The organism is Saccharothrix sp. AJ9571 (genome assembly GCF_021725495.1).
In the GTDB taxonomy this organism is placed as follows: domain Bacteria; phylum Actinomycetota; class Actinomycetes; order Mycobacteriales; family Pseudonocardiaceae; genus Amycolatopsis; species Amycolatopsis magusensis.
Window position 1 is genome coordinate 2,730,834 of the sequence record NZ_CP091382.1, and the last position, 26,141, is coordinate 2,756,974.

Genomic DNA, 26,141 nt, shown 5'->3' on the forward strand with positions numbered 1-26,141 from the left:
AGTGCCAGGTAGACATGGCTGTGCAGGACAAGCTGAAGGAAGTCTTCATCGAGGCTCTCCAGCTCGATGACGGGGTCGACGTCGAGAACCTGAAGTACCGCGACATCGAGGCGTGGGACTCCGTGGGTCACATGGCGCTGGTCGCCGCCATCGAGGACGAGTTCGACGTGCAGTTCGACACCGACCAGGTGATCGACATGAGCAGCTTCAAGGTGGCCGTGGACATGGTCAAGGAGCTGCAGGAGCAGGCGTGAGCACGCTCTCGGGGAAGGTCGCACTGGTCACCGGCGGGACCCGCGGCATCGGGCTGGCCACGGTACGGGCGCTCGCCGAGGCGGGCGCCACCGTGGTGCTCACCGGCCGTGACGAATCGGCCGCCAAAGAGGCGGCGGAGTCGGTCGACGGCCAGGTGAGCGGGCTCGCACTGGACGTCACCGATCCGAAGGCGGTCGCCTCGCTGGTCCGCGGGGTCGCCAAGGAACACGGGCAGCTGGACATCGCGGTGGCCAACGCCGGGATCATGGAGGGCGGCCTGCTCGGGATGATCCGGGCGGAGGACGTCGACCGCACGCTGGCCACGAACGTGGCGGGCACGCTGCACACGGTGCAGGCCGCCGCCCGCGTGATGATGCGGAAGAGGACCGGCTCGATCGTGGTGCTGGCTTCCGTGGTCGGCGAGTACGGAAGCGCTGGTCAGACCGTGTACGCGGCGTCGAAGGCGGCGGTGGCGAACATCGCGAAGTCGGCGGCGAAGGAGCTGGGACGCTCCGGCATCCGGGTGAACGCGGTGGCGCCGGGCGTGATCGAGACCGCGCTGACCGAGAGCCTGACCGACGAGGTCCGGGCGTCGAACACGGAGCGCACCCCGCTCGGCAGGCTCGGCAGGCCGGAGGAGGTCGCCGCGGCGATCCGCTTCCTGGCCGGTGAGGACGCTTCGTTCATCACCGGTCAGGTGCTGGGCATCGATGGAGGCTTGGTTCTGTGACGCTGGTGGGTGCGGGTGCCCGGCTGATCGACGCGGCCGGGGGCCGCACGCTGGCCGGGCCGGAACTCGAGGCCGAGGTCGCGCGCATCGCCGCGGGCCTGCAACTGCTGCCGCCGGGCGTGCTGTTCGCGCGCACTTCGGTCGACCTGGACAGCGTGCTGCGGTACCTGGCCGCCTTCGAGGCGGGCCGGGCGATCGCGCTGATCGACCCGGCGCTGGACGCCGACGTGCTGGCCGGGCTGATCGAGCGGTTCCGGCCCGCCGCGGTGCTGCAGGCGCCGGAAGCCGACGCGCCCGAGGGCTACACGCCCGCCGAGGGCCACTGGGTGCGGGACGCGCTCGACGGCGTCGAACCGCACCCGCACCTGTCCGTGCTGCTGCCGACCAGCGGGTCCACCGGGAATCCGAAGCTGGTCCGGCTGTCGCGCTCGGCCGTGCTGTCCAACGCCGAAGCCATCGCCGAGGTGCTGGACATCGACGCGCACGAGGTCGCGCCGACCTGCCTGCCGCTGCACTACAGCTACGGGCTGTCCGTGCTGAACTCGCACCTGATCCGGGGCGCGACCGTGGTGGTCGAGCCGTCCGGCGTGCTGGGCCGCGGGTTCTGGAACGCCGTCGAGGAGCACAAGTGCACTTCGCTGGCCGGGGTGCCCTACCACTACGAGATGCTCCGGCGGATGAAGTTCGACCCGGAGCGCTACCCCAGCCTGCGCACGCTGACGCAGGCCGGCGGCAAGCTCCGCAGCGAGCTGATCACCGAGTTCAACGACAAGATCCGCGCGGTCGGCGGCCGGATGTACGTGATGTACGGCCAGACCGAGGCGGCCCCGCGCATCTCCACGGTGCCCGCCGACCGGCTCGCCGAGAAGCTCGGCTCGGTCGGTCCCGCGCTGCCCGGCGGCAAGTTCACCATCCGCCGCGACGACGGCGTGGAGACCACGCACCCCAAGATCGTCGGCGAGGTCCTCTACCGCGGGCCGAACGTGATGATGGGGTACGCGGAGAACGAGGGTGAGCTGGCCGCGGGCGACGAATGCGGTGGTGAGCTGGCCACCGGCGACCTCGGTTACCTCGACGCGGACGGCTTCCTGTTCATCACCGGCAGGCTCAAGCGGATCGGCAAGGTCTTCGGCAACCGGGTGAGCCTGGATGATCTCGAGCAGGCCGTGCGTTCTGCTTCGGTGGGGATCGACGTGGTGGCGGCGGTCGCGGCCGGGGACAAGGTCGTGCTGTTCGCCGAGGGCGCCGATCGGGACACCTGCAAGGCGGCGTCCCGCGCCCTGTCGGAGCGGCTGCACCTGCACACCAGCGGCTTCGACGTGCGTCCTCTGGACACCGTGCCGCTGCTGGCCAGCGGCAAGATCGACTATCGGACGCTGGAGAGCCAGGTATGAGTGTGTTCACGCTGTCGCAGGCGGAGCGGGAAGCGACCCTGCTGCCCCAGCTCGCCGAGCTGACCGCCCACCACCGGGCCAACTCGGCCGGGTACGACCGGATCCTGTCCTCGCTGGGCATCGCCCGTGACGCCGAGTTCGGCTCGATCGCCGAGCTGCCCTGGCTGCCGGTCCGGATGTTCAAGACGCACGACCTGAAGAGCGTGCCGGACGCCGAGGTCTTCAAGACGCTCACCTCGTCCGGCACCACCGGGTCCGGTGCCTCGCGCATCTACCTGGACAAAGAGGCCGCGGGCGCGCAGACCAAGCAGCTCGGCGCCACCCTGCAGACGGTGCTGGGCGGCGAGCGGCTGCCGATGCTGATGGTGGACACCGTCGGCATCATCAAGAACCGCCGGTCGTTCTCCGCGCGCGGCGCGGGCGTGCTGGGCATGGCCAACTTCGGCCGCAAGCACGTCTACGTGCTCGACGAGAACGACCAGCCGGACGTCGAGGCGGTCAAGGGTTTCCTGGAACGCCACGGTGACCAGCCGTTCCTGATCTTCGGCTTCACCTTCATGGTCTGGCTCTACCTGTACGAGGTGGCCCGCGACCACGGTCTCGACCTGTCGAACGGCATCCTGATCCACTCCGGTGGCTGGAAGAAGCTGATCGACCGGTCGGTGGACAACTCCGAGTTCCGCAGGCGGTTCAAAGAGGACACCGGGCTGCACCAGATCTACAACTACTACGGGATGATCGAGCAGATCGGCACGGTGTTCCTGGAAGGACCGTCGGGCAACTCGCTGTACTGCCCCGATTTCGCCGACGTGGTGATCCGCGATCCGGAGACCTGGGCCGAGCAACCCGTCGGCAAGCCGGGCGTCATCGAGGTGGTGAGCACCCTGCCGCGCTCGTACCCGGGTCACGTGCTGCTGACCGAGGACCTGGGCGTGTACAACGGCATCGACGACGGCGACTGGCCGGGCAAGCACTTCTCCGTGCTGGGCAGGCTGCCCAAGGCCGAGGCCCGCGGCTGCTCGGACACCTTCTCGGGGCAGGCGGCATGAGCCTCACGCAGCGTTTCCCCCTGGGCGATCCGGTGGTCGTCGGTGACCTCGTCGACCGGCTACGCGCCGAGCCCGACGGTGGCCGCCTGACGGTCGGCGACCCGCGCATCATCGAATTCCTCACCAAGTTCGCGCGCAAACTGCTGGCGCCCGCGGTGGCCCGGCGTTATCCGGAACTGGCTTCGCTCGGGTTCTTCCTGCGCAAGTCGGAAATCCGGAAGGCGCTGACGCGGTTGGCCGATGACGGGGACGCCCTGCGTTTCCCGCGCGGCCTGGTCTTCCACGTGCCACCGGCCAATGTGGACACCATTTTCGTGTATTCGTGGGCGTTGTCCGCTTTGGCGGGAAACCACAACGTGGTGCGGGTTTCCTCGCGTTCGGCCGGTGCGGCCGAAGAAGTGCTGATCGCGCTCAACGCCGCATTGTCCGAAGTGGATCCGGAAACCGCCGCGCTGATCACGCAGACCCAGCGCATGATCACCTACGACCGCAGCGACGAGATCAGCGGCGCGTTGTCGCTGGCCGCCGACCTGCGGGTGATCTGGGGTGGCGACGGTTCGGTCAGGGCGCTGCGGCAGTACCCGCTGGCGCCGCACGCGCGGGACCTGACCTTCCCGGACCGGTCCTCGTTCGCGGTGGTCTCGGTCGCGGGCTGGCAGGCCGCTTCGGACGCCGAGCGCCGGGGTGCGGCCGAGGGCTTCTACAACGACTCGTACTGGTTCGACCAGGCAGCCTGCTCGTCACCGCGGGCGATCTTCTGGGTCGGAGACGCCGACGCGGCCGCCTCCGCCGGGGAGGAGTTCCGGCGGCTGCTCAGCGAGGTGCTGACCGCGAAGCAGCACGTCACCGAGCCCGCGATGGCCGTGCAGAAGCGGGTGTCGGCCTACGGCGCCGCGGTCGACGGGCTGATCAGCAAGATGACCTTCGACGGCAACGCGGTCGCCACCCTCGAACTGACGGAACCCTCCGCGCTCCCGCGTGAATGGCTGGGGGCGGGCACCTTCGGCTCGGCGAGTGTGCGTACCCTCTCGGACTTGGTGCCCATCGTGGTGCGCAAGGATCAAACCGTCAGCCAATTCGGGTTCGGCCGCGAAGAATTGGTTGAGTTCGCGACCGAACTGGCGGGACGCGGCGTGGACCGAATCGTTCCGTTCGGGTCGGCGCTCAGTTTCTCCGCCGTGTGGGACGGTTACGACCTGCTGGCCGAGTTCAGCCGCTTGGTGAGTGTTCAGGTGTGAGCACGCCCGACGAGGAGACACGACGACCGATGACGACCGTCGAGCCGGACAAGACCGCCGCCGAGGTGGCCAAGGGGCCGAAGTCCACCAGGGCGAAACTGCTCGACGCCGCCCGGTGGCTGGCCATCGCCGTGGTCATCTTCTTCGCCGCCCGCTCGCTGATCACCAGCTGGGACGAGTTCTGGGTGACCATGAAGGGCATCCCGTGGCTGTCCTCGGCGCTCTCGCTGGTCGCGCTGGTCAGCAGTATCGCGGTCGGGGTGTACGCCTGGCAGATCATCGTCGATGAGCTGGGCAAGCCCATCGGCTACGCGCGGGGCGCGCAGATCAACCTGGTCGGTTCGCTGGGCAAGTACATCCCCGGTTCGGTGTGGGCGTACCTGCTGCAGATGGAGCTGGGCCGCAAGGCGGGCCTGGCGCGGGCCCGCATCTTCACCGCGTCGCTGATCCACCTGGGCGTGGGCGTGGTCGCCGCGCTGGTGCTGTCGATCCTGGCGATGCCGGCGGTGTTCGCGAACAGCCCGTATGCCTGGTGGCTGCTCGTTCTGCTGCCCGTCGGGTTCACCGCTCTGCACCCGCGCGTACTGACCTGGGGCACGTCGCTGGTTCTTCGTATTCTGCGCCGCCCGCCGCTGGACCACCGCCTGTCGTACAAGCTGATCGGCAAGGTGTTCGGCGCGCTGGTGCTGGTCTACGCGCTGCAGGGGCTGCACCTGTGGCTGCTGGCGAACTCGGTCGGGGCCCCCGGTTTCGTCGGGTTCGTGCTGTGCATCGGCGCCATGGCGATCGCGATGACCTCGGGCACCTTCGCCTTCATCCTGCCGAGCGGGGTGGGCGCGCGGGAGTTCGCCATGGTCGCCGTCCTCACCGCCACCGCCATCTCGAGCCCGCAGGCACTGGCGTTCGCCGTGGCCTCGCGGGTCATGTTCACCGTGGCCGACCTGATCACCGCCGGTGGCGCCGCCCTCACCGCCCGCCTGCAAGCGCGGCGCACCGCCTGACCCCTGTGGGGTACTACCCAGTCGGTCCACCCCATTACCCCTCGCGACCAGCCAAAACCCCCATCCACACCCACCCCCACCCCTGTGGACAACTCCACCCCCAGGGGCACCTCCTCACGCCCACCCCACCCCGCCCCCGAACCCCACACCCAGGCACCCGAACCCCACGCTCCCGAGCAAGCCCCACCCCCAGACACCCGAACCCCACGTTCCCGCATCCGAACCCCACGCTCGGGCAGCCGAGTCCCACGTTCAGACGCCCGGACTCCGCACTCGGGCAGCCAGGCAGCCGGGCAGCCGGGCAGCCGGGCAGCCGGGCAGCCGGGCACGACACTCGTGCAGCCGAAGCCCACGTTCAGGCAGCTGAGTTCGACACTCGCGCGCGAGTTCCACGCTCAGGTAGCCGAACCTCACGCTCAGGCACCCGAACCCCACGTTCAGGCGGCCGAACCCCACGCTCGGGCTGCCGAGTCCTACGTTCAGGCGCCCGAACTCCGCACTCGGCAGCCGAGCACGACACTCGTGTAGCCGAACCCGCGCTCAGGCAGCTGAGTTCGACACTCGCGCGCGAGTTCCACGCTCAGGTAGCCGAACCTCACGCACAGGCACCCGAACCCCACGTTCAGGCGGCCGAACCCCACGCTCGGGCTGCCGAGTCCTACGTTCAGGCGCCCGAACTCCGCACTCGGGCAGCCGGGCAGCCGGGGCACGACACTCGTGCAGCCGAAGCCCACGTTCAGGCAGCTGAGTTCGACACTCGCGCGCGAGTTCCACGCTCAGGTAGCCGAACCCCACGTTCCCGCAGTCGAACTCCACACTCGGGCAGCCGAGTCCCACACTCGCGTAGTTGAGTTCCGCATTCGCGTGACTGAGGCCTGCGCTCAAGCAGCCGAGTTCCACACTCAGGCGCCTTGAGCACTCGGCCCGCGGGACGTTCCTCGAATGTGGAACTCAGCCGCCCGAAGGTCGAACTCGGCTGCACGAGTGTGGAACTCGCCTGCCGGAACGTTGAACTCGCTTGCCTGAGTGTGGGACTCGGGTGCAGGAGTGTGGGACTCGGACGCCTGAGTGTGGGGCTCGGCTGTTGGGGGCTCGGGCGCCTGAAGGTGGGTTAGGGGGTTAGTTGGTAGAGGGAGGCGTCCGCGTTTCGGTATACGAGTTTTACGAAGGGCTCCGAGTCCAGGCCGACCAGGCCCTTTTGCCGGGTGGCTTCGGGCGGGTAGCCGTACTGGCCGACGAGTACCCAGCGGATGTTCAGCCGTTGCGCGGCCGCGCGGACCGCGGGGTCGGTGTCGTAGTCGCGGAAGCGGTCGGCCAGCAGGAGGGCGTCGGCTGGGGGGAGGGCCTGGTCGTAGTGGCCCGCCACGCCGCGCACGCCGCTGATCGCGTAGACCCAGGCGCCGCCGTCGAAGCGGTCGTTCATCACCCAGTCGCCGGGCTGCGCGCGCTTTTCCAGCTCCAGCATCGCCTGCGCCTCGTCCGGGCTGACCGCCAGCTTGTGCTTGTCCACCCCCGGCCCGTTGCCGTAACCCGGCGTCACCCAGCCGGTGTTCGAGCCGGTGTACAGGCCGTTCGTGATGCCGACGAAACCCGCCAGCACCACCACCGCGGTCACCGGCGCCAGCCACGAAGGCGAGCGCCACCGCGAAATCCCGTCCTTCAGCCACGTCGCCAGCTGGGCCAGGCCGTGCGCGGCGATCACGCACAAGGGCACCATCGCCATCGACACGAAGCGGTACGGGTCGTCCCACCACGGCCGCGAGATCGCCATCACCAGCGGGTGGTTCGACGAGGACACCGCCACGTACAGCAGGCCCGAGACCAGGGCGGTGCCACCGATCCAGCGCAGTTCGTTCATGCGGCGGAAGAAGAGGAAACCCAGGAACAGCGCGCCCGCCAGCCAGATCTGCGGGCGCGGCATGTCGTGCTGGAAGCTCAGCAGCGTGCCCAGCGCCGTGGCCGTGGTGCCCTGGCTCGGCCAGCCCCAGTACGGCACATCCCCGCTGGCCAGCCCGATCGCGCCGAACAACTGCATCGCGGCGACCACCACGCTGGCCACGCCGATCGGCAGCAGCGCCAGCAGGTCCCGCCCGACCGCCCGCCACTCCCGGGCCACCAGCCACCGCTGGACGAGCATCGGCAGCGCGAACACGATCCCGGCGAACAGGGTCGACGAGTGCACGGTCAGCAATCCGACCGCCGCCAGCACGAACACCATGCCCGTGTCGATCGCGGGCCGCACCAGGTACCGGTGCAGCGCGACCGTGCCCAGCGGCGTCAGCGCCAGCCCCAGCAGGAACGGCAGCAGCGGCCCCCGCGACATCGACTGGTACATCACCGCGGTCGGCGCGATGGCCACCAGCGCGACCGAACCGGCCAGCACCGCGCGCCCGCGGAACTCGCGCACCACGGCGACCAGCGAAAGCGCCAGCAACCCGGGCAGCAGCAGCGTGTTCGCGTTCATGATGGCCGGGATCGAAGCCCCGCTGAGCTGGAAGGCGACCGTGCCGAGCAGGTGGTAGGCGTTCGGGTAGAACAGCCCGCCGCGCTCGGCGTACCAGTTGGTCTGGCTGGTGCCGAAGAGGCTGCCGTCTCCGGTGTCGGCGATGTAGCGGATCGCGTTCGCGTGGTAGACCGCGTCGAAGCCCTGCGAGATCGCGTCCAGCTCGACCAGCCCGCGCCAGACGGTGAAGATGCCGACCGCCGCCGCGAACACCAGGCACGCGACGACCGCGAGGTGCCCGCTGCGGGCCCAGAGCGGCGCGTCCGGCTCCGGGCGCGACCGCCGCGAGACGAACCAGCGCACGCCGAACGCGATGCCGGTGAACACCACCGTCGCGATGACGAAGGTCAGCACGTTGAACGGCAGCCCGATGGCCGCCAGCCACGGCCCGGCCAGCCCGCCGATGGCGTAGCTGAACAGCGGCGCCATGCCCGCCAGCACCCAGCCGCGCAGCCCGGCCGCGTACCCGGTCAGCAGCCCCGGGAGGAAGATGACCAGCGCGTACAGCGCGATGGTGACGACGTCGAACACTGGGCTGGTACTGGTGGGCACACTTCCCCCGGACTAGGTGGTTCCGCGCTGAATCTGGGGTGGAGCCTAGCCAGCGCCGGGTTCACCCGAACCGGGGGATGCGGCCGCGGCGACCGTCTCCTCCGGTTGCTCCCCGCGCCGGATCCGGTACAGCGTGGCGTCGGGGTTGCGGTAGGCGACCTCGAGGAAGGGCAGGCCGTCCAGCCGCGCCAGTCCGGGGGAGCGCGGGATCGAGTTCGCGTCGTCGCTCTTGGCCGTGACCAGCACCCAGTGCAGGTTCCGGCGGTCGACCGCGGCCCGCACGCGGTCGTTCGTCTCGTACTCGGCGAAGTGCTGCGTGAGCAACTCGGTGTCCGCCTGCCGCCCGGCGCGTTCGTCGTGCGCGATGACCGTGCGGACGCCGCCGATGGCGTAGGTCCACACGCTGCCGTCGAACCAGTCGTTCATCGCCCATTCACCGGGTTGGGCGCGCTTGCCCAGCTCCAGCATGGCGGCGGCCTCGTGCGGCGTGACCACCACGACCGCGCCCGGTTTGCGGGCGGTGTTGCCCCAGGTCAGCGCCACGTAGTCGGCGTTGTTGCGCAGGTAGGAGCCCTGCGACAGCACCAGGAAACCCCCGAGCACGAACACCGCGGCGAGCGCGCCGGCCACCCGGGGCGCGAACCGGCCGCCGAGGTCGCGCAGCACCCGCTGCACCTCGGCGATGCCGTGCCCGGCGAGCACGCACATGGCCAGCCCGGCCATCGCGACCAGCCGGAACTTGTCGTCCCACCACGGCCGCGCGATGGCCATCACCAGCGGGTGGTCCGAGATCGCGACGGCCAGGTAGAGCAACCCGAACAGCGCCGCCGAACCGGCGATCCAGCGCAGGTCGCCGAGCCGCCGGAAACCGATCAGCCCGACCACCACGGCACCGGCCAGCAGCAGCTGCGGGTCGAGTGAATTGTGCGAGAACAACAGGAGTTCGCCGACGGCCTGCGTGGGCGAGGTGTTCGCCGCCCAGCCGGTGTAGGTGAAGTTCCCGGCCAGGTTCAGCGCGCCGAGCAGGTGCGGCAGCGCGAGCACCGCGCTCCCGAGCAGGAGCGGCAGCAACGCGAGCAGGTCACGGCCCGCGGTGCGCCAGCGCTGCACGAGCAGCGGCACCACGAAGAGCAGGCCGCCGAACAACGCGCTGGAATGGATGGCCAGCAGCGCGACCGCGCCCGCGGCGAGCACCAGCCCGGTGTCGAGCGCGGGCCGCTCCAGGTACCGGTGCCCGGCGACCACGATCAGCGGGGTCAGCGCGACGGCCAGGGTGTACGGCAGCAGCGGACTGCTCCACGCGCCGTAGGTGACCATCGTGGCGCCGACGGTGGTCAGCGCGCACGCCCCGGCCAGCACCGCGCGCCCGCCGAAGTGGCGGACCATGGTCACCGTGGACAGCGCCAGCAGCCCGCCGGAGAGCATGGTGTGCGCGTTCAGCACGGCGGGCACGCCGGCGCCGGTGAGCTGGAAGACCAGCGCGGCGGGCAGGTGGTAGCCGTTGGGGTAGAACAACCCGTCGTCGTACCAGTGCAGTGAACCCAGCCCGAACAAGCCGCTGTCACCGCTTTCGGCGATGTAGCGGATGCCGTTGGCGTGGAACGGCGCGTCGAAGCCCTGCGAGATCGCGTTGATGCCGCCGAGCCCGCTGTAGACCGCGTACGCGCTGATCCCGGCCGCGAGCAGCAGGCAGGCCGCCACGCCGACATGCGCACGACCGGTCCACACCCGTTCGTGGACGGTTTCCTGGCGGCGGAAGCGCCGGGTGGCCGCGGCGACCGCGGTGAGCAGCAGCGTGCAGACGAGGAACGAAGCCCAGTTGAACGGCAGGCCGAGCAACGGCAGCAGCGGGCCGAAGATGCCGCCGACGGCGTAGCCGAGCAGCGGGGCGAGCCCCGCGAGCCGCCAGCCACGCAGCCCCGCGGCCACGCCGACGAGCAACCCCGGCGCGCACAGCACCAGCAGGAAACCGCAGACGGGCCACAGCGTGGACCAGCCGGAAGTCGAAATGGGCACAGCACACCCGCACCTGGTGAGGCCGCCGGGCGGTGCCGGCGGGAATCGGAATTCGAGTGTCGCCGAAACACCCCGGATTCATCGGCGATACCTGCGGTTCACGCTCGGCCGGGTGACTCGGTTGCCTCCAACGGGTGAAATGAAACGTTCCAGGGCGTGGTTCGATACCTTTACGTGACCCACCGGATGGGGGCCGGTGTCGCTGGCGGAGGGGTGGGGTCGTGGTTTTCGTAGTGCTGGGCGGCTGGCTGGCGCTCGCCATCGGTGTGCTTGCCGGCTGGCGGCGCATCAACGCGGTCAAGGCGTGGCGGGTCGCCGCGTTGTCGCTGACGCTGGTCCTGTCGCTGATTCACCAACTGCTGTTCGCCACCGTCGCCGAAGACGCGTTCATCAGTTTCCGGTATTCGCAGAACATCGCCGAAGGCCACGGCCCGGTGTTCAACGCGGGCGAACGCGTCGAGGGCTATTCGAACTTCCTCTGGGTGGTATTGGTCGCCATCCCGAAGACGCTCTTCGGTTTCGACATCGTGCACACCGCAGCGGTGCTCGGCGTGCTGTGCGCGCTGGGCTGCGTGCTCGCCGCGTACTCCACGGTGAACCGGATCGTCACCGAGACGCCGGGGCTGGGCGTCGCCGCCGCGATCCTCACCGCGGGCGCGACCGGGCTCGCCGCCTACGGCCCGTCCGGGCTGGAGACCCCGCTGTTCCTCCTGCTCGCGCTGATCATGTGCCACGCGCTGGCCGCCGGGCGCGCGGTGGTCGCCGGGGTGGTGGTCGCGCTGGCCACGATGACCCGGCCGGACGGTGTGGTGCTGGCCGTGGTCGCCGGGCTGTGGCTGGTGAACGCGGCCGCGCGCAAGCGGGTCAACTGGTGGGGTCCGGCCGGGTTCACCCTGGGCGCGCTGGTGCTCGTGGTGCCGTGGACGGCCTGGCGGGTGACCTACTACGGCCACCTGGTGCCGAACGCGGTGGCGGCCAAGCTCGGCGGTTCGCTGGACTGGCAACTCGAGCAGGGCTGGCGCTACCTGTCCTCGTTCGCCTTGGTGCACCAGGGTTTCCTGCTGATCGCGGTGGCGGCGGTGACCGCGTTGCTGCGGCGCAGGCGGGAGATGACCGACGACGAACGCCGGGCGCGGTCGTCGGTGTGGCTGGTGTTCGCGCTCGGGTTCACCTACCTGCTGTTCATGACCTACGCCGGTGGCGACTGGATGCCCGCGTGGCGGCTGCTGGCCCCGGTGCCGGTGCTGTTCGCGGTGGGGGCGGTCGCCGCGTACGGCGTGGTGACCGGGGTCGTGCCGTCGCCGCGGGCGCGGACCCAGCCGGTGGGCGGGAAGTTGGTGCCCGCGGTCGCGCTCGGGTTGTGCCTGCTGTCGTTCCTGGTTTCCGCGATGAGCCCGGCGGCGCTGCCGCTGATGCACGACTGGCGGCACAAGATCGCGCAGATGGAGGAGATCGGCTCGTGGCTCGGTGACCGGCTGCCGCCGGGGACGGTGATCAGCACCTACGCCAACGGCGCGTTGTCCTACCGGGCGGGCACCGAAATCGTGGTCGTCGACGTGCTGGGGCTGACCGACGAGCACATCGCCCGCGAAGGCCACCGCGACGAGTCGCTCGGGCCGGTCGGGCACATCGCCAACGACTACGACTACGTGGTCAACGGCAGGCGGCCCGCGCTCGCGGTGACCACCGGCAACGGGTACGCCGACCGCCAGCGCTGCGGGGCCGACCCGGCCTACGCGGCGCTGTACTCGGTGGCGACCTTCCGCCGCGAGGGCACCGACCGGTGGATCGCGGTGTACCCGCGGGCCGAGCAGGCGCCGCGGTTGATCGAGCGGCTGGACCTGGATCCGCGGTTCACCTACGTGCCCTGCCCGTGATGACGAACTGGACAGTAACCTACGGTCGCGTAACCTGACTGGTATGGCTGAAATCGTGTACCCGCCCGTCGTGCTGGCGGCCAAGTTGATGTTCCGCGTGCTGGACAACAAACTTCGGGTGGACGGAGCCGAGCACATCCCCGCCACCGGTGGGGCGGTGATCGCCTGCAACCACGTGAGCTACCTGGACTTCATCTTCTGCGGGCTGGGCGCGCAACCGGCCAAGCGGCTGGTGCGGTTCATGGCGAAGCAGGAGATCTTCTCGAACAAGGTCGCCGGGCCGCTGATGCGCGGCATGCACCACATCCCGGTGGACCGCTCGGCCGGCGCGAGCTCGTACCGGGAGGCCGTGGCGCGCCTGCGGGCAGGCGAGGTGGTCGGCGTCTTCCCGGAGGCGACGATCAGCCGGTCGTTCACCGTGAAGGAGATCAAGTCGGGCGCGGTGCGGATGGCCGCGGAAGCCGGGGTGCCGGTGGTGCCGATGGCGCTGTGGGGCACGCACCGCCTGTGGACGAAGGGGCGCCCGCGCACGCTGACGAAGCGGCACGTGCCGATCCTGATCCGCGCGGGCGAGCCGTTCCAGCCGAAGCCCGACGAGGACGCCGAGGTGCTCACGAAGGACCTGCGGGCGCGGATGAGCGCGCTGCTGGAGCAGGTGCAGGCGGAGTACCCGGACCAGCCGGCCACCGAAGACGACCGCTGGTGGCTGCCGGCCCACCTGGGCGGCACCGCCCCCACCCCGGAAGCCGCCGCCGCCCTCGACGCCCGCCGCGAGTAGCGGTGTTGTTGGTCTTGGCTTCGTCGAGACGGTGAGGTCGCTTTTGAGCTGGTGGCTGGAGTGGGCCCCGGTCCTGGCCTGGGGGGCCGGACCCGGCGCCCATTCCAGTCGTCGGCGCGACCTCACGAGTGGCGAGTAGCGGTGTTGTTGGTCTTGGCTTCGTCGAGACGGTGAGGTCGCTTTTGAGCTGGTGGCTGGAGTGGGCCCCGGTCCTGGCCTGGGGGGCCGGACCCGGCGCCCATTCCAGTCGTCGGCGCGACCTCACGAGTGGCGAGTAGCGGTGTTGTTGGTCTTGGCTTCGTCGAGACGGTGAGGTCGCTTTTGAGCTGGTGGCTGGAGTGGGCCCCGGTCCTGGCCTGGGGGGCCGGACCCGGCGCCCATTCCAGTCGTCGGCGCGACCTCACGAGTGGCGAGTAGCGGTGTTGTTGGTCTTGGCTTCGTCGAGACGGTGAGGTCGCTTTTGAGCTGGTGGCTGGAGTGGGCCCCGGTCCTGGCCTTGGGGGCCGGACCCGGCGTCCACTCCAGTCATCGGCGCGACCTCACGAGCGGCGAGTAGCAGTGTTGTTGGTCTCGGCTTCGCCGAGACGGTGAGGTCGCTTTTGAGCCGGCGACTGGAATGGACCCCGGCCCTGGCCTGGGGGGCCGGACCCGGCGCCCATTCCAGTCATCGGCGCGACCTCACGAGTGGCGAGTAGCGGTGTTGTTGGTCTTGGCTTCGTCGAGACGGTGAGGTCGCTTTTGAGCTGGTGGCTGGAGTGGGCCCCGGTCCTGGCCTTGGGGGCCGGACCCGGCGTCCATTCCAGTTATCGGCGCGGCCTCACGATCAGAACCAGCGTTCCAGGACTTGGGCGACGCCGTCTTCGGAGTTCGGGGCGGTGGTTTCGTCGGCCACGTCGAACAGGGCCGGGTGCGCGTTGGCCATGGCGACGCCGTGCCCCGCCCAGCGGAGCATGTCGATGTCGTTCGGCATGTCCCCGAAGGCGACCACGCGCTCGGCCGGCACGTTCAGCCGGTCGGTGACCCAGGTCAGCCCGCTGCCCTTGGTCATGCCCGGCGCGGCCAGTTCGATGAGGCCCGCGTTCGACGAGAAGGTGATGTCCACGGCGTCCCCCAGCACGGCGCCCGCGGCTTCGGCCATCTCGCCCGAGGTCATGCCCTGGTGCCGCACGAGCAGCTTCACCGCCGGGTGCCCCAGCGTCTCCGCCCGCGGCACCGAGAGGCCTTCGCCGTCGCCCCAGGGGTTCCGGTAGCCGGTCTCGTAGACGTAGTTGTGGGTGTCCGGGTCGACCGCCCGCCTGCCGACGCGTTCCGCGGCGAAGCGGCAGTCCGGGATGGCCTTCTCCAGCTCCTTGGCGAAGTCGTTGAGCTGGATCGGCTCGAGCCGCCCCCGGATCTCGACCACTTCGTCCTTGCCGATGTCGTAGATCACCGCACCGTTCGAACACACCGCGTAACCGGTCAGCCCGGCCGGTCGCGCGACCGGCGGGATCCAGCGCGGCGGGCGGCCGCTCGCCAGTACCACCGGCACGCCGTCCTCCGCGGCGCGCCGGATCGCGGCGAGCGTGCGGGCGGTGAGCTCGGCCAGCGGCGAGAGCAGCGTGCCGTCGATGTCGGAGGCGATCAGCAGGGGTTTCTCCACACCTCCAGTTTTCCAGAGTGCACCTGATCCGGGCTCGACCCGGCATGGTCACCCACCGCTTCGCCCCTACGCTGAGCTGGTGCGCGTAGGCATTGTGATCCTTCCCGAAGATCGTTGGTGGGCGGCCGAACCGAAGTGGCGGGCGGCCGAGGAGTACGGCTTCGACCACGCCTGGACCTATGACCATCTCGGCTGGCGGGACCTGGTCGACGGGCCGTGGTTCAGCGCCATCCCCACGCTGACCGCCGCCGCGACGGTCACCGAACGCATCCGGCTGGGCACGCTGGTCGCCTCCCCGGTCGCGCGGCACCCGGTCCCGTTCATGCGTGAACTGATCACGCTCGATGACATCTCCGACGGCCGCGCGCTGCTCGGCGTCGGCGCCGGGGTGACCAGCGCGCACTACGACGCCGTGGCCATCGGCGAGGCCGAATTGACCGACCGCCAGCGCGCCGACCGCTTCGCCGAGTTCGTCGAGGCGCTCGACGGCCTGCTGACCCAGGACAAGTTCGACTACCCCGGCGAGTACTACACCGCGCGCGGGGTGCGGAACCTGCCCGGCTGCGTGCAGCGGCCCCGGCTGCCGTTCCTGGTCGCCGCGAATGGGCCGCGGACCATGCGGGTGGCCGCCCGCTTCGGTTCGGGCTGGGTGACCACCGGCCGCAAGACCGACGACCACGAGCAGTGGTGGCGCGGGGTCGCCGAGGCCGTGGCCAAGTTCGACGAGGCGCTGGACGCCGCCGGTCGCGGCCGGAACTCGATCGACCGCTACCTGAGCCTGGACGCGGCCCCGGTGTACTCGCTGAGCAGCGTGGACGCCTTCACCGAGGCCGCCGGGCGCGCCCAGGAGTTGGGGTTCACCGACGTGGTGTCGCACTGGCCGCGCTCGAGCAGCTGGTACGAGGGGCGGGAGTCGGTGCTCGAAGAGGTCGCGGCCGACGTGCTACCGCGATTGCAGGCGGGGTGAGGTTCACTCGATCGGGTGACACTTGGTCGTGGAGGAAACCGATTACCACTCCTGGGAGTCATCTTTTCAGCGGATGAAGCCACCCCGGGGGTGATGGGGGCGAGGTGACCTCCGTGTGGCACCGACGGGCAAGGGGCGGCCCGGTCACACGGAGGTCTCCCCGTTTTTCGAGCGACGGGGAGCTCAGCGCAGGATGCGGTAGATCATCGCGTCCGGGTTCGAGTAGACCTTCTCCAGGAACGGCAGCCCGTCGAGGTCGCGCAGGCCGGGCGCCCGCAGCACGTCCACCTTGATCGAGCCCGAGCCCAGCAGCACGTGGTGCACGTTCAGCCGCTCGACCGCGGCCCGCACCTCGGGGTTCGTGGCGTACTCGCGGAAGTGGTTCGACAGGTAGGTCGCGTCCGGCGGGGCCACGCCGGGGTCGTAGTGCCCGGCCACCGGCCGCACCCCGGAGATCGCGAACAGCCACGCCGTGCCGTCCAGCCGGTCGTTGAGCACCATCTCGCCGGGCACGGCGAGCTTGCCCATCTCCTGCATGGCGTCGACTTCGAGGTCGGTGACCGGCACCGGACGGCCCGCCGATTCCGGGCCGTTGTGGTACGCGTACGCCACCGCTGTCGCGTTCGCCGTGGTGTAGAAGCCGTTCGTGCCCACCGCCAGCACGCTCACCAGCAGCACCGCGCTGGCCACGCCGATCCGGGCGGGCAGCCGCGGCCGCGCCTTGACCCAGTCCCAGCCGGCGGCCACCTTCGCCAGCAGCCGCTGCAGTTCGGCGAGGCCGTGCGCGGCGAGCAGGCACAGCGGGATCGCGGCCAGCGACATCAGCCGGTACCGGTCGTTCCACCACGGCCGCGAGAACGAGATCACCCACGGCAGCGCGCCGTAGCAGGCGACCAGCACGAACATCCCGGACAGCAGCAACGCGGAAACAGCCACCCAGCGCATCGAGCCGAGCGCCCGCGCGGTCAGGATCCCGGCCACCAGCAGCACGCACAGCACCATCTGCGGCTCCTGCAGCACCTGCCGGAAGGTCAGCAGCTGCGCCAGCGCCGAGGACACCGGGAGGTCCGACGCCCACGGGATGTACGGGTACGAGCTGGAGGTGAAGGCGATCGCGCCGAGGATCTGCGGGGCCGCCAGCACCAGCGCGGCGAGCCCGGCCGGGACCATCCGCAGCAGGTCGCGCCACCAGACGCCCTCGCGGCGGAACCAGCGCTGCAGCAGCAGCGGCGTGGTGAACAGGATGGCGCCGAACAACGCGCTCGAATGCGCCAGGAGCAGGCCGACGATGGTGAAGGTGAACACCATGCCGGATTCGACGTCCGGACGCGTGAGGAAGCGCTGCAGCGCGACCGCGGCCAGCGGGGTCAGCACGATGCCCAGCGCGAACGGCAGCAGCCCGCTGGACACCGATTCGTAGGCGCCGGTGGTGGCCGCGCCCGCGACGATGGCGGCGCTGCCCGCGAACGCCGCGCGCCCGCCGAACTGGCGGATCGCGGCGACCAGCGCCAGCGCGAAGATGCCGGCGATCGGCACGGTGATGCCGTTCAGCGCGGCCGGGATGGAAGCCCCGGAGATCGAGTACACCAGCGCGCCGACCAGGTGGTAGGCGTTCGGGTAGAAGGAACCGTCGGGGTACCAGTTGATCGTCGACATGCCGACCAGCGAGCCGTCGCCGGTCTCGGCGATGTAGCGGATGCCGTTCGCGTGGTAGACGGTGTCCCAGCGCTGGAAGACCGAGCTGGCGTCGTCGGCCGCGGAGAGCACGACGACCATCGACAGCCCGGTGGCCAGCAGCACGCAGCCGACGACCGCGGCGTGCGCGCGCTTGCTCCAGGTCGGGCCGCGCGGCACGGGGACCTTCGAGACCCAGCCGCGCGAGCGCGCCAGCGCGCGCGCCCCGAAGGCGATGCCCGCGAGCAGCAGGGAGAAGGCCGCGGCGGTCGCGGTGTTGTACGGCAGGCCGACCATGGACAGCCACGGCCCGGCCGAGCCGAGTGAAAGGTAGGTGAACAGTGGGGCGAGCCCGGCGAGCGCCCAGCCCCGCAGGCCGGCGCCGATCCCGATCAAGCCGCCCGGCACCGCCAGCACGATCAGGTAGACACTGATCGTGCTCAGGGAGGTCCAGAACGTATCCGGTGTTGGCACGGCTTCCTACGGTGTGATTCGGCCTAGGCGATGGGCGGGGCGCGGTCCGTCCCCGGTACGTGAGTACCCTCGACGCCCGTGAGCGCGCAGACGAACCCCGTCAAGATTACTGAACACGAATTCGCCGGTTACGACCTGATCGTGGTTGGGTCCGGATTCTTCGGCCTGACCGTCGCCGAGCGGGCCGCCACCCAGCTGGACAAGCGGGTGCTGGTGCTCGAACGCCGCGACCACATCGGCGGCAACGCCTACTCCGAGGCGGAACCGGAAACCGGGATCGAGGTGCACAAGTACGGCGCGCACCTGTTCCACACCTCGAACAAGCGCGTGTGGGACTACGTCAACCAGTTCACCGCTTTCACGAACTACCAGCACCGCGTGTTCGGCAAGTACCAGGGACAGGTCTACCCGCTGCCGATGAACCTGGCGCTGATCAACCAGTTCTTCGGCAAGTCGCACACCCCCGACGAGGCGCGCGCGCTCATCGCGGAGCAGTCGTCGGAGATCAAGACCGAGGACGCGCAGAACCTCGAAGAGAAGGCGATCTCGCTGATCGGGCGCCCGCTCTACGAAGCGTTCATCCGCGGCTACACCGCCAAGCAGTGGCAGACCGACCCGAAGGCGCTGGGCACGGACATCATCACCCGCCTGCCGGTCCGCTACGACTTCACCAACAAGTGGTTCAACGACACCTACGAGGGCCTGCCGGTCGACGGCTACGCCGCGTGGCTGCAGAAGATGGCGGACCACCCGAACATCGAGGTCCGGCTGAACGTCGACTACTTCGACGTGCGCGAGCAGATCCCGGCGGGCACGCCGACGGTGTACACCGGTCCGCTCGACCGCTACTTCGACTACTCCGCCGGCCGGTTCACCTGGCGCACGGTCGACTTCGAGTCCGAGGTCGTGGGCACCGGTGACTTCCAGGGCGCGCCGGTGATCAACTACAACGACCAGGAAGTGCCCTACACCCGGATCATCGAGTTCCGGCACTTCCACCCGGAGCGCAAGCACTACCCGGCCGACAAGACCGTGGTCTTCCGCGAGTACTCCCGGTTCGCCGACGAGAAGGACGAGCCGTACTACCCGATCAACACCCCGGAGAACCGCGGCAAGCTGGAGAAGTACCGGGAGCTGGCCAAGACCGAGGCCAAGGAGCGCAACGTGCTCTTCGGCGGCCGCCTCGGCACCTACAAGTACCTGGACATGCACATGGCGATCGGCTCGGCGCTGACCGCGTTCGACAACAAGATCGCGCCGCACCTGACCGACGGTGCCCCGCTCGACGGGTCGCTCGATGCTTGAGCACAAGTCCGGCCCGGAAGCGGTCGCCGACCCGCGCGTGGACGCCCCGCGCAACCGGCCGGCGGCCGAGGTCGCGCTGCTCGCCAAGGTCCAGGGCGCGATCAAGCGCCCGGCCACGGTGAAGGCCGCGCGCGGCCTGAGCCACTTCGGCGAGCACAGCGCGGGCTGGTTCGCGCTGGGCCTGGTCGGTGCCGCGGTCGACAAGAAGCGGCGCAAGGACTGGCTGGTCGCGGCGGCCGGGGTGGTCGGCGCGCACGCCGCGTCGATCGCGGTCAAGCGGGTGGTCCGCCGCCCGCGGCCGGAGGACCCGAGCGTCGAGGTGCTCGTCGGCACCCCGAGCAAACTGAGCTTCCCGTCCTCGCACGCCACCTCCACCACAGCGGCGGCGGTGCTCTACTCCGGATTGACCGGGCGTAACCTCGTGCCTGCACTCGTGCCGCCGATGCTGGCCTCACGCCTCGTGCTCGGCGTGCACTACCCGACGGACGTGCTCGCCGGAGCCGCACTGGGCGGGGTCGTCGGCGGTCTCATCCGACGGAAGCTGAAACAAAGATGAGTGAAGCAACCGAGCGAACCGACGAGAAGGCCAAGACCGAGGAACAGCCGGTCCTGTCCGACGAACTGGAGACGGCCGAAGACGCGCCGGAACCGGAGCCGGTCGCGCCCGCGAAGGCACGCGGGCCGGTGGGCACCGCGCTGGGCGTGCTGAAGACCGCGCGCCCGCGCCAGTGGGTGAAGAACGTGCTGGTCTTCGCCGCGCCGTTCACCGCGGCCCAGTTCGGCAACGGTGACGTGCTGCTCGACGCGGCCATCGCCTTCGTGGCGTTCTCGCTGGTGGCGTCGTCGATCTACCTGATCAACGACGCGATCGACGTGGAGGCCGACCGGGCGCACCCGACCAAGCGGAACCGGCCGATCGCGGCCGGGATCGTGCCGGTGCCGGTGGCCTACGGCGCGGCGGTGGTGTTCTTCGGCGTCGGCTTGGGGATCTCCTTCCTCGCCAGCCCCCAGTTGGCCATCGTGCTCGGTGTCTACGAAGCGGTGCAGCTCGCCTACTGCTTCGGGCTCAAGCACCAGCCGGTGATCGACCTGGCCATCGTCGGCTCGGGCTTCCTGATGCGCTCGATCGCCGGTGGTGTCGCCGCGGGCATCGCGCTGTCGCAGTGGTTCCTGCTGGTCACCGCGTTCGGTTCGCTGTTCATGGTGGCGGGCAAGCGGTACGCCGAGGTGATGCTCTTCGAGCGCACCGGGGCGAAGATCCGCTCGTCGCTGAAGAAGTACTCGGCGAGTTACCTGCGCTTCGTCTGGGCGACCTCGGCCGCCATCCTGATCATGTCCTACAGCCTGTGGGCCTTCGAGCTGCGTGAGCGCGCCGACGGTTCGGTGTGGCCGGTGGTCTCGATGGTGCCGTTCGTGGTCGCGGTGCTGCGGTACGCGGTGGACGTGGACGGCGGCAAGGCCGGTGAGCCGGAGGAGATCGCGCTCAGCGACCGGGTGCTGCAGGTTCTCGGCGTGGCGTGGGTCGTCACGCTCGGCTTGGCCTACTACCTGTAAACGGGAAGACACACATGTCGATGGGGCAGACGGTGGAGCCGATCTCGGCTGGTTCGGACGAAGCTGAGGTGGGCACCTCTGTCCGCGACCACGTGCGGGCGGCGTGGTGGCTGCCGGTGTTCGCGGTGGTCGCCACCGCGGCGCTGTTCCTGGTGGTCAAGGACAGCCTGACCGACGACGCGTACATCACGCTGGCGTACGCGAAGAACCTCGCGGTGCACGGCGAGTGGGGCCTGATCGCCGGGGAGCACGCCAACTCGGCGACCTCCCCGCTGAACATCCTGCTGCTGGCGCTGGCCACCCTGCTCACCCGAATCTTCGGCGACGCCCACCCGGTGATCGCGCTGGGCCTGGTCACCGTGGTGGCCGGCGCGGTGCTCGGCTGGGCGTGGATGCGCCTGGTCGCCGCGCTGCGGCTGCCCTCGTTCGCCGGGGTGCTCGGCATCGCGGTGGTGCTGCTCAACCCGTTCGTGCTCTCCGCGATCGGCCTCGAAGTACTGCTCATCCCGGCGGTGCTGATCCTGCTCACGGTGTTCGCCGTGGAGGGCCGCCCGGTCTGGTTCGGGGTGGTCTCCGGGCTCGCCGTGATGACCCGGCTCGACCTGGTCGTCTTCGTGCTCATCCTGGCGTTCTCCGCGGCCGCGATCCGGCGGAAGCTGGTCAAGGCGGTGCTCGCGGCGGTGGCCGTGGCCGGGCCCTGGTACCTGTTCAGCTGGATCGCCTTCGGCTCGGCGGTGCCGGACACGCTGGTGATCAAGCAGCTGCAGGGCGGGCTGTTCGGCGAGTGGAGCTTCTTCACCGGGCCGGTGATGTACTTCACCGGCCGCAAGATCGTCACCGCGATCGCCTTCGCGCCCGCCCTGGCCGGGCTGTTCGTGCTGGTCAGCTGGTTCCTCGTGCGGTTCGCTGTGCGCTGGGAGAACGAGGGCGGGCGGGAGGGCTTCAAAGAGACGGTCCTCAAGATCGGGCCGCTGGCCGCGCTCGGCGCCGGCGGGGTGGTCTACTACGGCGTCTACACGCTGATGGGCGTCGGCCCGTACCACTGGTACTTCGTCGCGCCGCTCGTCTCGCTGAGCATGTCCGGTATCGCCATCCTGGCGTTCTGGCTGGCCCGCTCGCGCGAGCAGGAGCGGCTCGAGTCGCGGCCTCCCGCGCTGGTGCTCGGCCTGGTCGGGCTGGCGCTGCTCGGCAACATCGCGGTGGTCGCCAAGCCGGGCGTGCCGTGGGAGTCGCCGCTGATCTTCGGCAACTGGGCGAGCGCGCCGGACTACGCACGCGTCGGCCAGGAGCTGGGCAAGCGGCTCAACGGCGCGACCGTGTCCAGCCCCGGCGAGATCGGCACACTGGCCTACTACTGCGACTGCAAGATCGTCGACGAGTTCTCCGACCGCGGGCGCGTGGTGGACAAGGTGGAGAAGCGGATCGCCGAGGCCAACCCGATCATGAGCTTCGCGCTGCGGGTGAACTACTTCTTCTTCGACCGGTCGATCAAGCCGGAGCCGATCCAGTACGAGCTGAAGTACGCGAGCGGCCCGGCCACCGGCCCGGACAGCTGGACGGTCCACTCGGCGGCGAAGGGTGTCGGGCACTTTTCGCTGGTCCCGGCCGCTCGGCCGTAGGTCCGCCGAACTCGATATCGAGCAGATAACGGACGGGTCACAGTAGGAGTTACACTCTTCAGCGATGCGTAGCGCCTTAGCCGAAGCAGCCGAGTCCGTCACCCCGCCGGACTCGGGCGGCCGACCGGGTCCGCGCTCGATCAGGTTCTGGGCCTTCCCTGCCGGTGCCGCCGCGGTGTCCGCCGTGGTGTTCGTGCTGGCCAAGCCCCATTTGATCGACGACACCTACATCACGCTGTCGTACGCGAAGAACCTCGCGCTGCACGGGCACTACGGGCTGATCGCGGACGGCGTGGCCAACACCGCGACCTCACCGCTGAACGTGCTGTCACTGGCGGCGCTGACCGTGGTGGTCCGGGACGCGGTGTTCGCCGCCGCGGTGCTGTTCGTGCTGGCGCAGGTGCTGCTGGCACTCGGCCTGCGCCGCCTCGGCGAGCGGATCGGCCTGCCCGCCTGGTTCGCGCCGCTGGGGATGGCGCTGACCACGATCAACCCGCTGCTGATCTCGTCGATCGGGCTGGAGATCGCGCTCGGGGCCGCCGGGGTGGTCTGGGCGCTGGTGTACGCGACCGAACGCCGTCCGGTGGCGCTCGGGGTGGTGATCGGCGCGCTCGCGTTGATCCGGCTCGACCTGCTGGTGATGGCGCTGGTCGTCTTCGTCGCGCGGCGGTCGTTCTGGACCGGGATCTGGCGCACCTTCTTCGCCGCGCTCGCGGTGGCCGGGCCGTGGTTCACCATCAGCTGGTTCACGCTGGGTTCGGCCGTGCCGGACACGGTGATCATCAAGACGCTGCAGCGGTCGTGGGGCGAGTGGAGTTTCACGAACGGCCCGCTGCTGTACTTCCAGGACTACCCGGCGCAGACGGTGCTGTCCTTCCTGCCGGTCGCGCTGGCCGCGGTGCTCTGCCTGCTCTGGCTGGCGCTGTTGACGCGCGGCAGCGACACCGCACGGCGGATCCTGCCGTTCGGGGTGCTCGCGCTGGCCGGTTTCGCGCACTACCTGGCATATTCGTGGCTGAACGTGCCGCCGTACCACTGGTACTACGGCCCCAGCATCGCCGCTACGACGGTGTTCCTGGCCGCGGCCGTCGCTTCGGTGGACGGTGTGGCCTTCCGGCAGCGGGTGCTCGCGGGCGTCGGCCTGGCAGGCACGGCGGTGGTGGCCGCGGTGGCCGTCGCGGTGTACCTGGCGCCGGGGTTGCCGCGGCAGTACGCGCCGCTGACCAGCAACCACGCCGCGTCCGAGCAGTACCTGGAGATCGGCGAGCAGCTGGCGCAGGTCACGCAGGGGCGGAAGGTGCACAGCGCGGGGGAGATCGGGGCGCTGGCCTACGCCTGCGACTGCCCGATCGTCGACCTGTTCTCCGACCGCGGTGCCGTCGGCCCGGCGATCGCGGAGAGCGAGAGCCGGGCGAGCGCACTGGGCAAGGCGCTGATCGACCTGAACTTCCGGTTCTTCGACCACACCCTCGCCCCGGCGGACACCGACCTGGTACTCGAAGTGACCCACGAGGCCCCGCCACCTACGGCGCTGGCGAGCTGGACGATCACTTCGCCTTGGTCGGGGACGCAGCAGTTGTATCTGGTCAGTGCGGCGAATGCTCGGCCGGTGGGGGAGCCTTGGTGAGTTGCCGGGGGTGGCCCCGCCCCGGTTTTTGATTGTGACTACGGCCTTCGCCGTGTTTTGGCTGTGGACCGGGGTGGGGTGGGGTTTTGGGCGGCTGCTCGCGGTGGGTGCCCCGGGTGGCGGTCGCGTCGGGGGTGGGGGGCCTGATGCCGTGAATGTGGCTTTCACGGCGGAATGTGCCGTGAATGTGGCTTTCACGGCACTGTGGGCGCCTCGGTGTCACGAATGTGGCTTTCGGGACGTTGGATGTCTCGAAAGCCACATTCGTGACGGGTCAGGGCTGGGGCGCGGGTTGTGCGGTGACGGTCAGGGTGAGGGTGAAGACGCTGCCGCCCAGGCCGCGGAGGGTGGTGACGCCGAAGTCGGTGCGGTTCACCTTGGTGTGGGCTCGGACGGTGAAGCCGTCGTCGGTGCGGGAGGCGGTTTCGATGTCCAGGGCGACTTCGCGTGTGGTCTCGCGGACGGTCAGGTTGCCGGTGAGCTTCCAGGTGCCGTTGTTCTGGATCACGCGGCCCGAGATGAACTCGATGAGCGGGAACCGGCTGGCATCGAGGTAGCGCGGGGAGCGGACTTCGTTGTCGCGCTGGTTGTTGCCGGTGTCGAAGCTGCTGACGTCGATCGACGCCTCGGCGAGGGAGTCGGTGATCGGGTCGGCGACCTGGATGGTGCCCGCGCGGATGGCGAACCGGCCGCGCACCGGGGCGAGCCCGAACAGGTGGCGCCCGGCCAGGCCCACCTGCGACTTCGCCGGATCGATGCGGTAGGTGCCGGGTGCGGGCAGTTCGACGGTCGTCATACCGCCATCCTGTCCCGGAAACCCCCGGCAAACATCAGGGAGGCGGTGGAACGGCCCTCAGCCGATCGGTTGATGTGCCGCCGCCCCAGTGGGTAATTCGGCCGTCCGATCCGGGCGGGAATTGGTGAATTCTCGACTTGCCCAGCCGGATCGAGAGGAGTCGCCGTGGCCGGAGGAGAGTACCGAATCGAGCCAGCCGAGGTCCGCAGCATCACCAGCACGGTGCGGGAACTCGGCTCGACGGCCATGGAGACCACCCGCGACCTCGACCGGCTGGTGCTCGACGGCCTGGCGTTCGCGCAGATCGGCGGCTCGGTCGCCGGTGCCAACGCGAGCATGCAGCAGCAGCTGGTCAGCGGGTTCAGCCGGTTCGTCAACCTGATCGAGGACCTCACCGAGAAGCTGAAGTCCGCAGTGGACGGTTACGACGACGCCGACCGCGCCACCGCGCAGGGCTACGGCGGCGGCAACGGCGAGGTGCAGCAGGCGCAGGCACAGGGCGGCGGCGGGGCCGCGGCGGGCGGCAACGCCGACCAGCTCGACCCGCGCGTGGTGGAGTCGATCATGCGGTCCGAGGGCGCGTCCGGGGAGCAGGGCGGGCGGCAGGAGGCCTACGGCTTCCGCGAGGGCAACGGCACCGCCTACCGCGAGATCATGGCGGCGCGGCGCGAGTTCGGCCAGGGCAGCGCGGAGGAGATCGCCGTGGTCACCCGGCACATGTCGGACAGTGCGCGGCAGGCGGGCGCACTGAACTTCACCGATGCCGGGGTCCAGGCGGCGATCATGTCCGGGGCGCACATGCGCGGCGTCGGCGGGGTGCAGGCGATCCTGAACTCGATGGCGGGCGCCGACATCGTGCGCAGCGGCACGCTGACCCCGGAGACCATCCAGCACATCCAGGGACTGTCCTCAGAGGAGTTCCAGCAGCAGTTCCGCGACACGCGCCTGGAGTACGACCGCGAGATCTACGGCGACACCACCACCCGCCAGGGCGGTCAGGTGCAGAACTGGTGGGACCGCTACGGCAACGGGCTCACCCAGCGCTACGAACGCGAGCAGCAGGAGTTCCTCGGCTTGGCCCGCGAATGACCCT

Annotated in this window: 20 protein-coding genes; 15 read left to right on the forward strand and 5 right to left on the reverse strand. The window is 70.0% G+C overall.

The annotated features are described in order from the left end of the window. The first annotated feature begins 14 nt into the window (after positions 1 to 14). Genes L3Q67_RS12080 through L3Q67_RS12105 form a run of 6 tightly spaced genes read left to right on the forward strand, consistent with a single transcriptional unit; the run spans position 15 to position 5,667 of the window. Positions 15 to 254, forward strand: a complete 240-nt coding sequence (locus tag L3Q67_RS12080; RefSeq protein WP_209663223.1) for an acyl carrier protein — start codon at positions 15 to 17, stop codon at positions 252 to 254. Further along, the gene (locus L3Q67_RS12085) at positions 251 to 985 is read left to right on the forward strand and encodes an SDR family NAD(P)-dependent oxidoreductase (protein ID WP_499189593.1); all 735 of its coding nucleotides are present in this window, start codon (positions 251 to 253) and stop codon (positions 983 to 985) included. The genes L3Q67_RS12080 and L3Q67_RS12085 overlap by 4 nt, the downstream gene beginning before the upstream one ends. Further along, positions 982 to 2,379: an acyl-CoA synthetase family protein gene (locus L3Q67_RS12090; protein WP_499189594.1), complete on the forward strand. Its 1,398-nt coding sequence runs from the start codon at positions 982 to 984 to the stop codon at positions 2,377 to 2,379. The genes L3Q67_RS12085 and L3Q67_RS12090 overlap by 4 nt, the downstream gene beginning before the upstream one ends. Beyond that, positions 2,376 to 3,428: a long-chain-fatty-acid--protein ligase gene (locus L3Q67_RS12095; RefSeq protein WP_499189595.1), complete on the forward strand. Its 1,053-nt coding sequence runs from the start codon at positions 2,376 to 2,378 to the stop codon at positions 3,426 to 3,428. Before L3Q67_RS12090 ends, L3Q67_RS12095 begins: the two co-directional genes overlap by 4 nt. Further along, the gene (locus L3Q67_RS12100) at positions 3,425 to 4,666 is read left to right on the forward strand and encodes an aldehyde dehydrogenase family protein (RefSeq protein ID WP_499189596.1); all 1,242 of its coding nucleotides are present in this window, start codon (positions 3,425 to 3,427) and stop codon (positions 4,664 to 4,666) included. Before L3Q67_RS12095 ends, L3Q67_RS12100 begins: the two co-directional genes overlap by 4 nt. Before the next feature lie 29 nt (positions 4,667 to 4,695). Continuing rightward, positions 4,696 to 5,667, forward strand: a complete 972-nt coding sequence (locus tag L3Q67_RS12105) for a lysylphosphatidylglycerol synthase transmembrane domain-containing protein (protein WP_499189597.1) — start codon at positions 4,696 to 4,698, stop codon at positions 5,665 to 5,667. 1,111 nt (positions 5,668 to 6,778) lie between these two features. Here the strand turns inward: L3Q67_RS12105 and L3Q67_RS12110 are convergent. Both L3Q67_RS12110 and L3Q67_RS12115 read right to left on the reverse strand, forming a co-directional pair. Then, positions 6,779 to 8,701, reverse strand: a complete 1,923-nt coding sequence (locus tag L3Q67_RS12110; protein WP_499189598.1) for a DUF6541 family protein — start codon at positions 8,699 to 8,701, stop codon at positions 6,779 to 6,781. A 66-nt stretch (positions 8,702 to 8,767) separates the two neighbouring features. Then, positions 8,768 to 10,738: a DUF6541 family protein gene (locus tag L3Q67_RS12115; RefSeq protein ID WP_499189599.1), complete on the reverse strand. Its 1,971-nt coding sequence runs from the start codon at positions 10,736 to 10,738 to the stop codon at positions 8,768 to 8,770. Positions 10,739 to 10,959: 221 nt separating this feature from the next. On the opposite strand from L3Q67_RS12115, the gene L3Q67_RS12120 reads away from it, so the two are divergent. Beyond that, on the forward strand, positions 10,960 to 12,615 hold the full coding sequence (locus L3Q67_RS12120; protein ID WP_499189600.1) for a DUF8728 domain-containing protein: 1,656 nt from the start codon (positions 10,960 to 10,962) through the stop codon (positions 12,613 to 12,615). A gap of 43 nt (positions 12,616 to 12,658) precedes the next feature. Then, a complete protein-coding gene (locus L3Q67_RS12125; RefSeq protein WP_499189601.1) occupies positions 12,659 to 13,393 on the forward strand; it encodes a lysophospholipid acyltransferase family protein in 735 nt (244 codons plus the stop codon). Positions 13,394 to 14,216: 823 nt separating this feature from the next. On the opposite strand, the gene L3Q67_RS12130 is transcribed toward L3Q67_RS12125, so the two are convergent. Further along, on the reverse strand, positions 14,217 to 15,032 hold the full coding sequence (locus L3Q67_RS12130; protein ID WP_499189602.1) for a Cof-type HAD-IIB family hydrolase: 816 nt from the start codon (positions 15,030 to 15,032) through the stop codon (positions 14,217 to 14,219). Between the two features lie 79 nt (positions 15,033 to 15,111). Here L3Q67_RS12130 and L3Q67_RS12135 point away from each other — a divergent pair, with 79 nt between their 5' ends. Then, the gene (locus L3Q67_RS12135; protein ID WP_499189603.1) at positions 15,112 to 15,999 is read left to right on the forward strand and encodes an LLM class flavin-dependent oxidoreductase; all 888 of its coding nucleotides are present in this window, start codon (positions 15,112 to 15,114) and stop codon (positions 15,997 to 15,999) included. A 183-nt stretch (positions 16,000 to 16,182) separates the two neighbouring features. Here L3Q67_RS12135 and L3Q67_RS12140 read toward each other — a convergent pair whose 3' ends face one another. After that, positions 16,183 to 18,147, reverse strand: coding sequence for a DUF6541 family protein (locus L3Q67_RS12140; RefSeq protein ID WP_499189604.1), 1,965 nt, complete (start codon positions 18,145 to 18,147; stop codon positions 16,183 to 16,185). Positions 18,148 to 18,225: 78 nt separating this feature from the next. Between L3Q67_RS12140 and glf the strand changes: the two genes are divergently transcribed. From glf to L3Q67_RS12165, 5 genes are all read left to right on the forward strand, one after another. Then, positions 18,226 to 19,452, forward strand: a complete 1,227-nt coding sequence (gene glf, locus L3Q67_RS12145; protein WP_499189605.1) for a UDP-galactopyranose/dTDP-fucopyranose mutase family protein — start codon at positions 18,226 to 18,228, stop codon at positions 19,450 to 19,452. Continuing rightward, positions 19,445 to 20,008 (forward strand): phosphatase PAP2 family protein, encoded by a 564-nt coding sequence (locus L3Q67_RS12150; RefSeq protein ID WP_282770754.1) that lies wholly within the window; start codon positions 19,445 to 19,447, stop codon positions 20,006 to 20,008. The genes glf and L3Q67_RS12150 overlap by 8 nt, the downstream gene beginning before the upstream one ends. Beyond that, positions 20,005 to 21,006, forward strand: coding sequence for a decaprenyl-phosphate phosphoribosyltransferase (locus L3Q67_RS12155; protein ID WP_499189606.1), 1,002 nt, complete (start codon positions 20,005 to 20,007; stop codon positions 21,004 to 21,006). Before L3Q67_RS12150 ends, L3Q67_RS12155 begins: the two co-directional genes overlap by 4 nt. Positions 21,007 to 21,026: 20 nt before the next feature. Continuing rightward, complete coding sequence (locus L3Q67_RS12160; protein ID WP_499189607.1) at positions 21,027 to 22,625, forward strand: hypothetical protein; 1,599 nt, start codon at positions 21,027 to 21,029, stop codon at positions 22,623 to 22,625. Positions 22,626 to 22,689: 64 nt separating this feature from the next. Further along, a complete protein-coding gene (locus L3Q67_RS12165) occupies positions 22,690 to 24,252 on the forward strand; it encodes a hypothetical protein (protein ID WP_499189608.1) in 1,563 nt (520 codons plus the stop codon). Positions 24,253 to 24,526: 274 nt separating this feature from the next. Here the strand turns inward: L3Q67_RS12165 and L3Q67_RS12170 are convergent, their stop codons facing one another. Beyond that, the gene (locus L3Q67_RS12170) at positions 24,527 to 25,048 is read right to left on the reverse strand and encodes a YceI family protein (protein WP_499189609.1); all 522 of its coding nucleotides are present in this window, start codon (positions 25,046 to 25,048) and stop codon (positions 24,527 to 24,529) included. Between the two features lie 165 nt (positions 25,049 to 25,213). Between L3Q67_RS12170 and L3Q67_RS12175 the strand changes: the two genes are divergently transcribed. Beyond that, entirely contained in the window at positions 25,214 to 26,137 is a 924-nt protein-coding gene (locus L3Q67_RS12175) for a WXG100 family type VII secretion target (protein ID WP_499189610.1), read from the forward strand. Positions 26,138 to 26,141 lie beyond the last annotated feature (4 nt).

Bases quoted from the DNA above. Each gene is read 5' to 3' on its own strand.
- L3Q67_RS12095 (WP_499189595.1), top strand. From the start codon at position 2,376: ATGAGTGTGTTCACGCTGTCGCAGGCGGAGCGGGAAGCGACCCTGCTG.
- L3Q67_RS12155 (WP_499189606.1), top strand. From the start codon at position 20,005: ATGAGTGAAGCAACCGAGCGAACCGACGAGAAGGCCAAGACCGAGGAA.
- L3Q67_RS12165 (WP_499189608.1), top strand. From the start codon at position 22,690: ATGCGTAGCGCCTTAGCCGAAGCAGCCGAGTCCGTCACCCCGCCGGAC.
- L3Q67_RS12170 (WP_499189609.1), bottom strand. From the start codon at position 25,048: ATGACGACCGTCGAACTGCCCGCACCCGGCACCTACCGCATCGATCCG.
- L3Q67_RS12125 (WP_499189601.1), top strand. From the start codon at position 12,659: ATGGCTGAAATCGTGTACCCGCCCGTCGTGCTGGCGGCCAAGTTGATG.
- L3Q67_RS12150 (WP_282770754.1), top strand. From the start codon at position 19,445: ATGCTTGAGCACAAGTCCGGCCCGGAAGCGGTCGCCGACCCGCGCGTG.
- L3Q67_RS12080 (WP_209663223.1), top strand. From the start codon at position 15: ATGGCTGTGCAGGACAAGCTGAAGGAAGTCTTCATCGAGGCTCTCCAG.
- L3Q67_RS12160 (WP_499189607.1), top strand. From the start codon at position 21,027: ATGGGGCAGACGGTGGAGCCGATCTCGGCTGGTTCGGACGAAGCTGAG.
- L3Q67_RS12100 (WP_499189596.1), top strand. From the start codon at position 3,425: ATGAGCCTCACGCAGCGTTTCCCCCTGGGCGATCCGGTGGTCGTCGGT.
- L3Q67_RS12105 (WP_499189597.1), top strand. From the start codon at position 4,696: ATGACGACCGTCGAGCCGGACAAGACCGCCGCCGAGGTGGCCAAGGGG.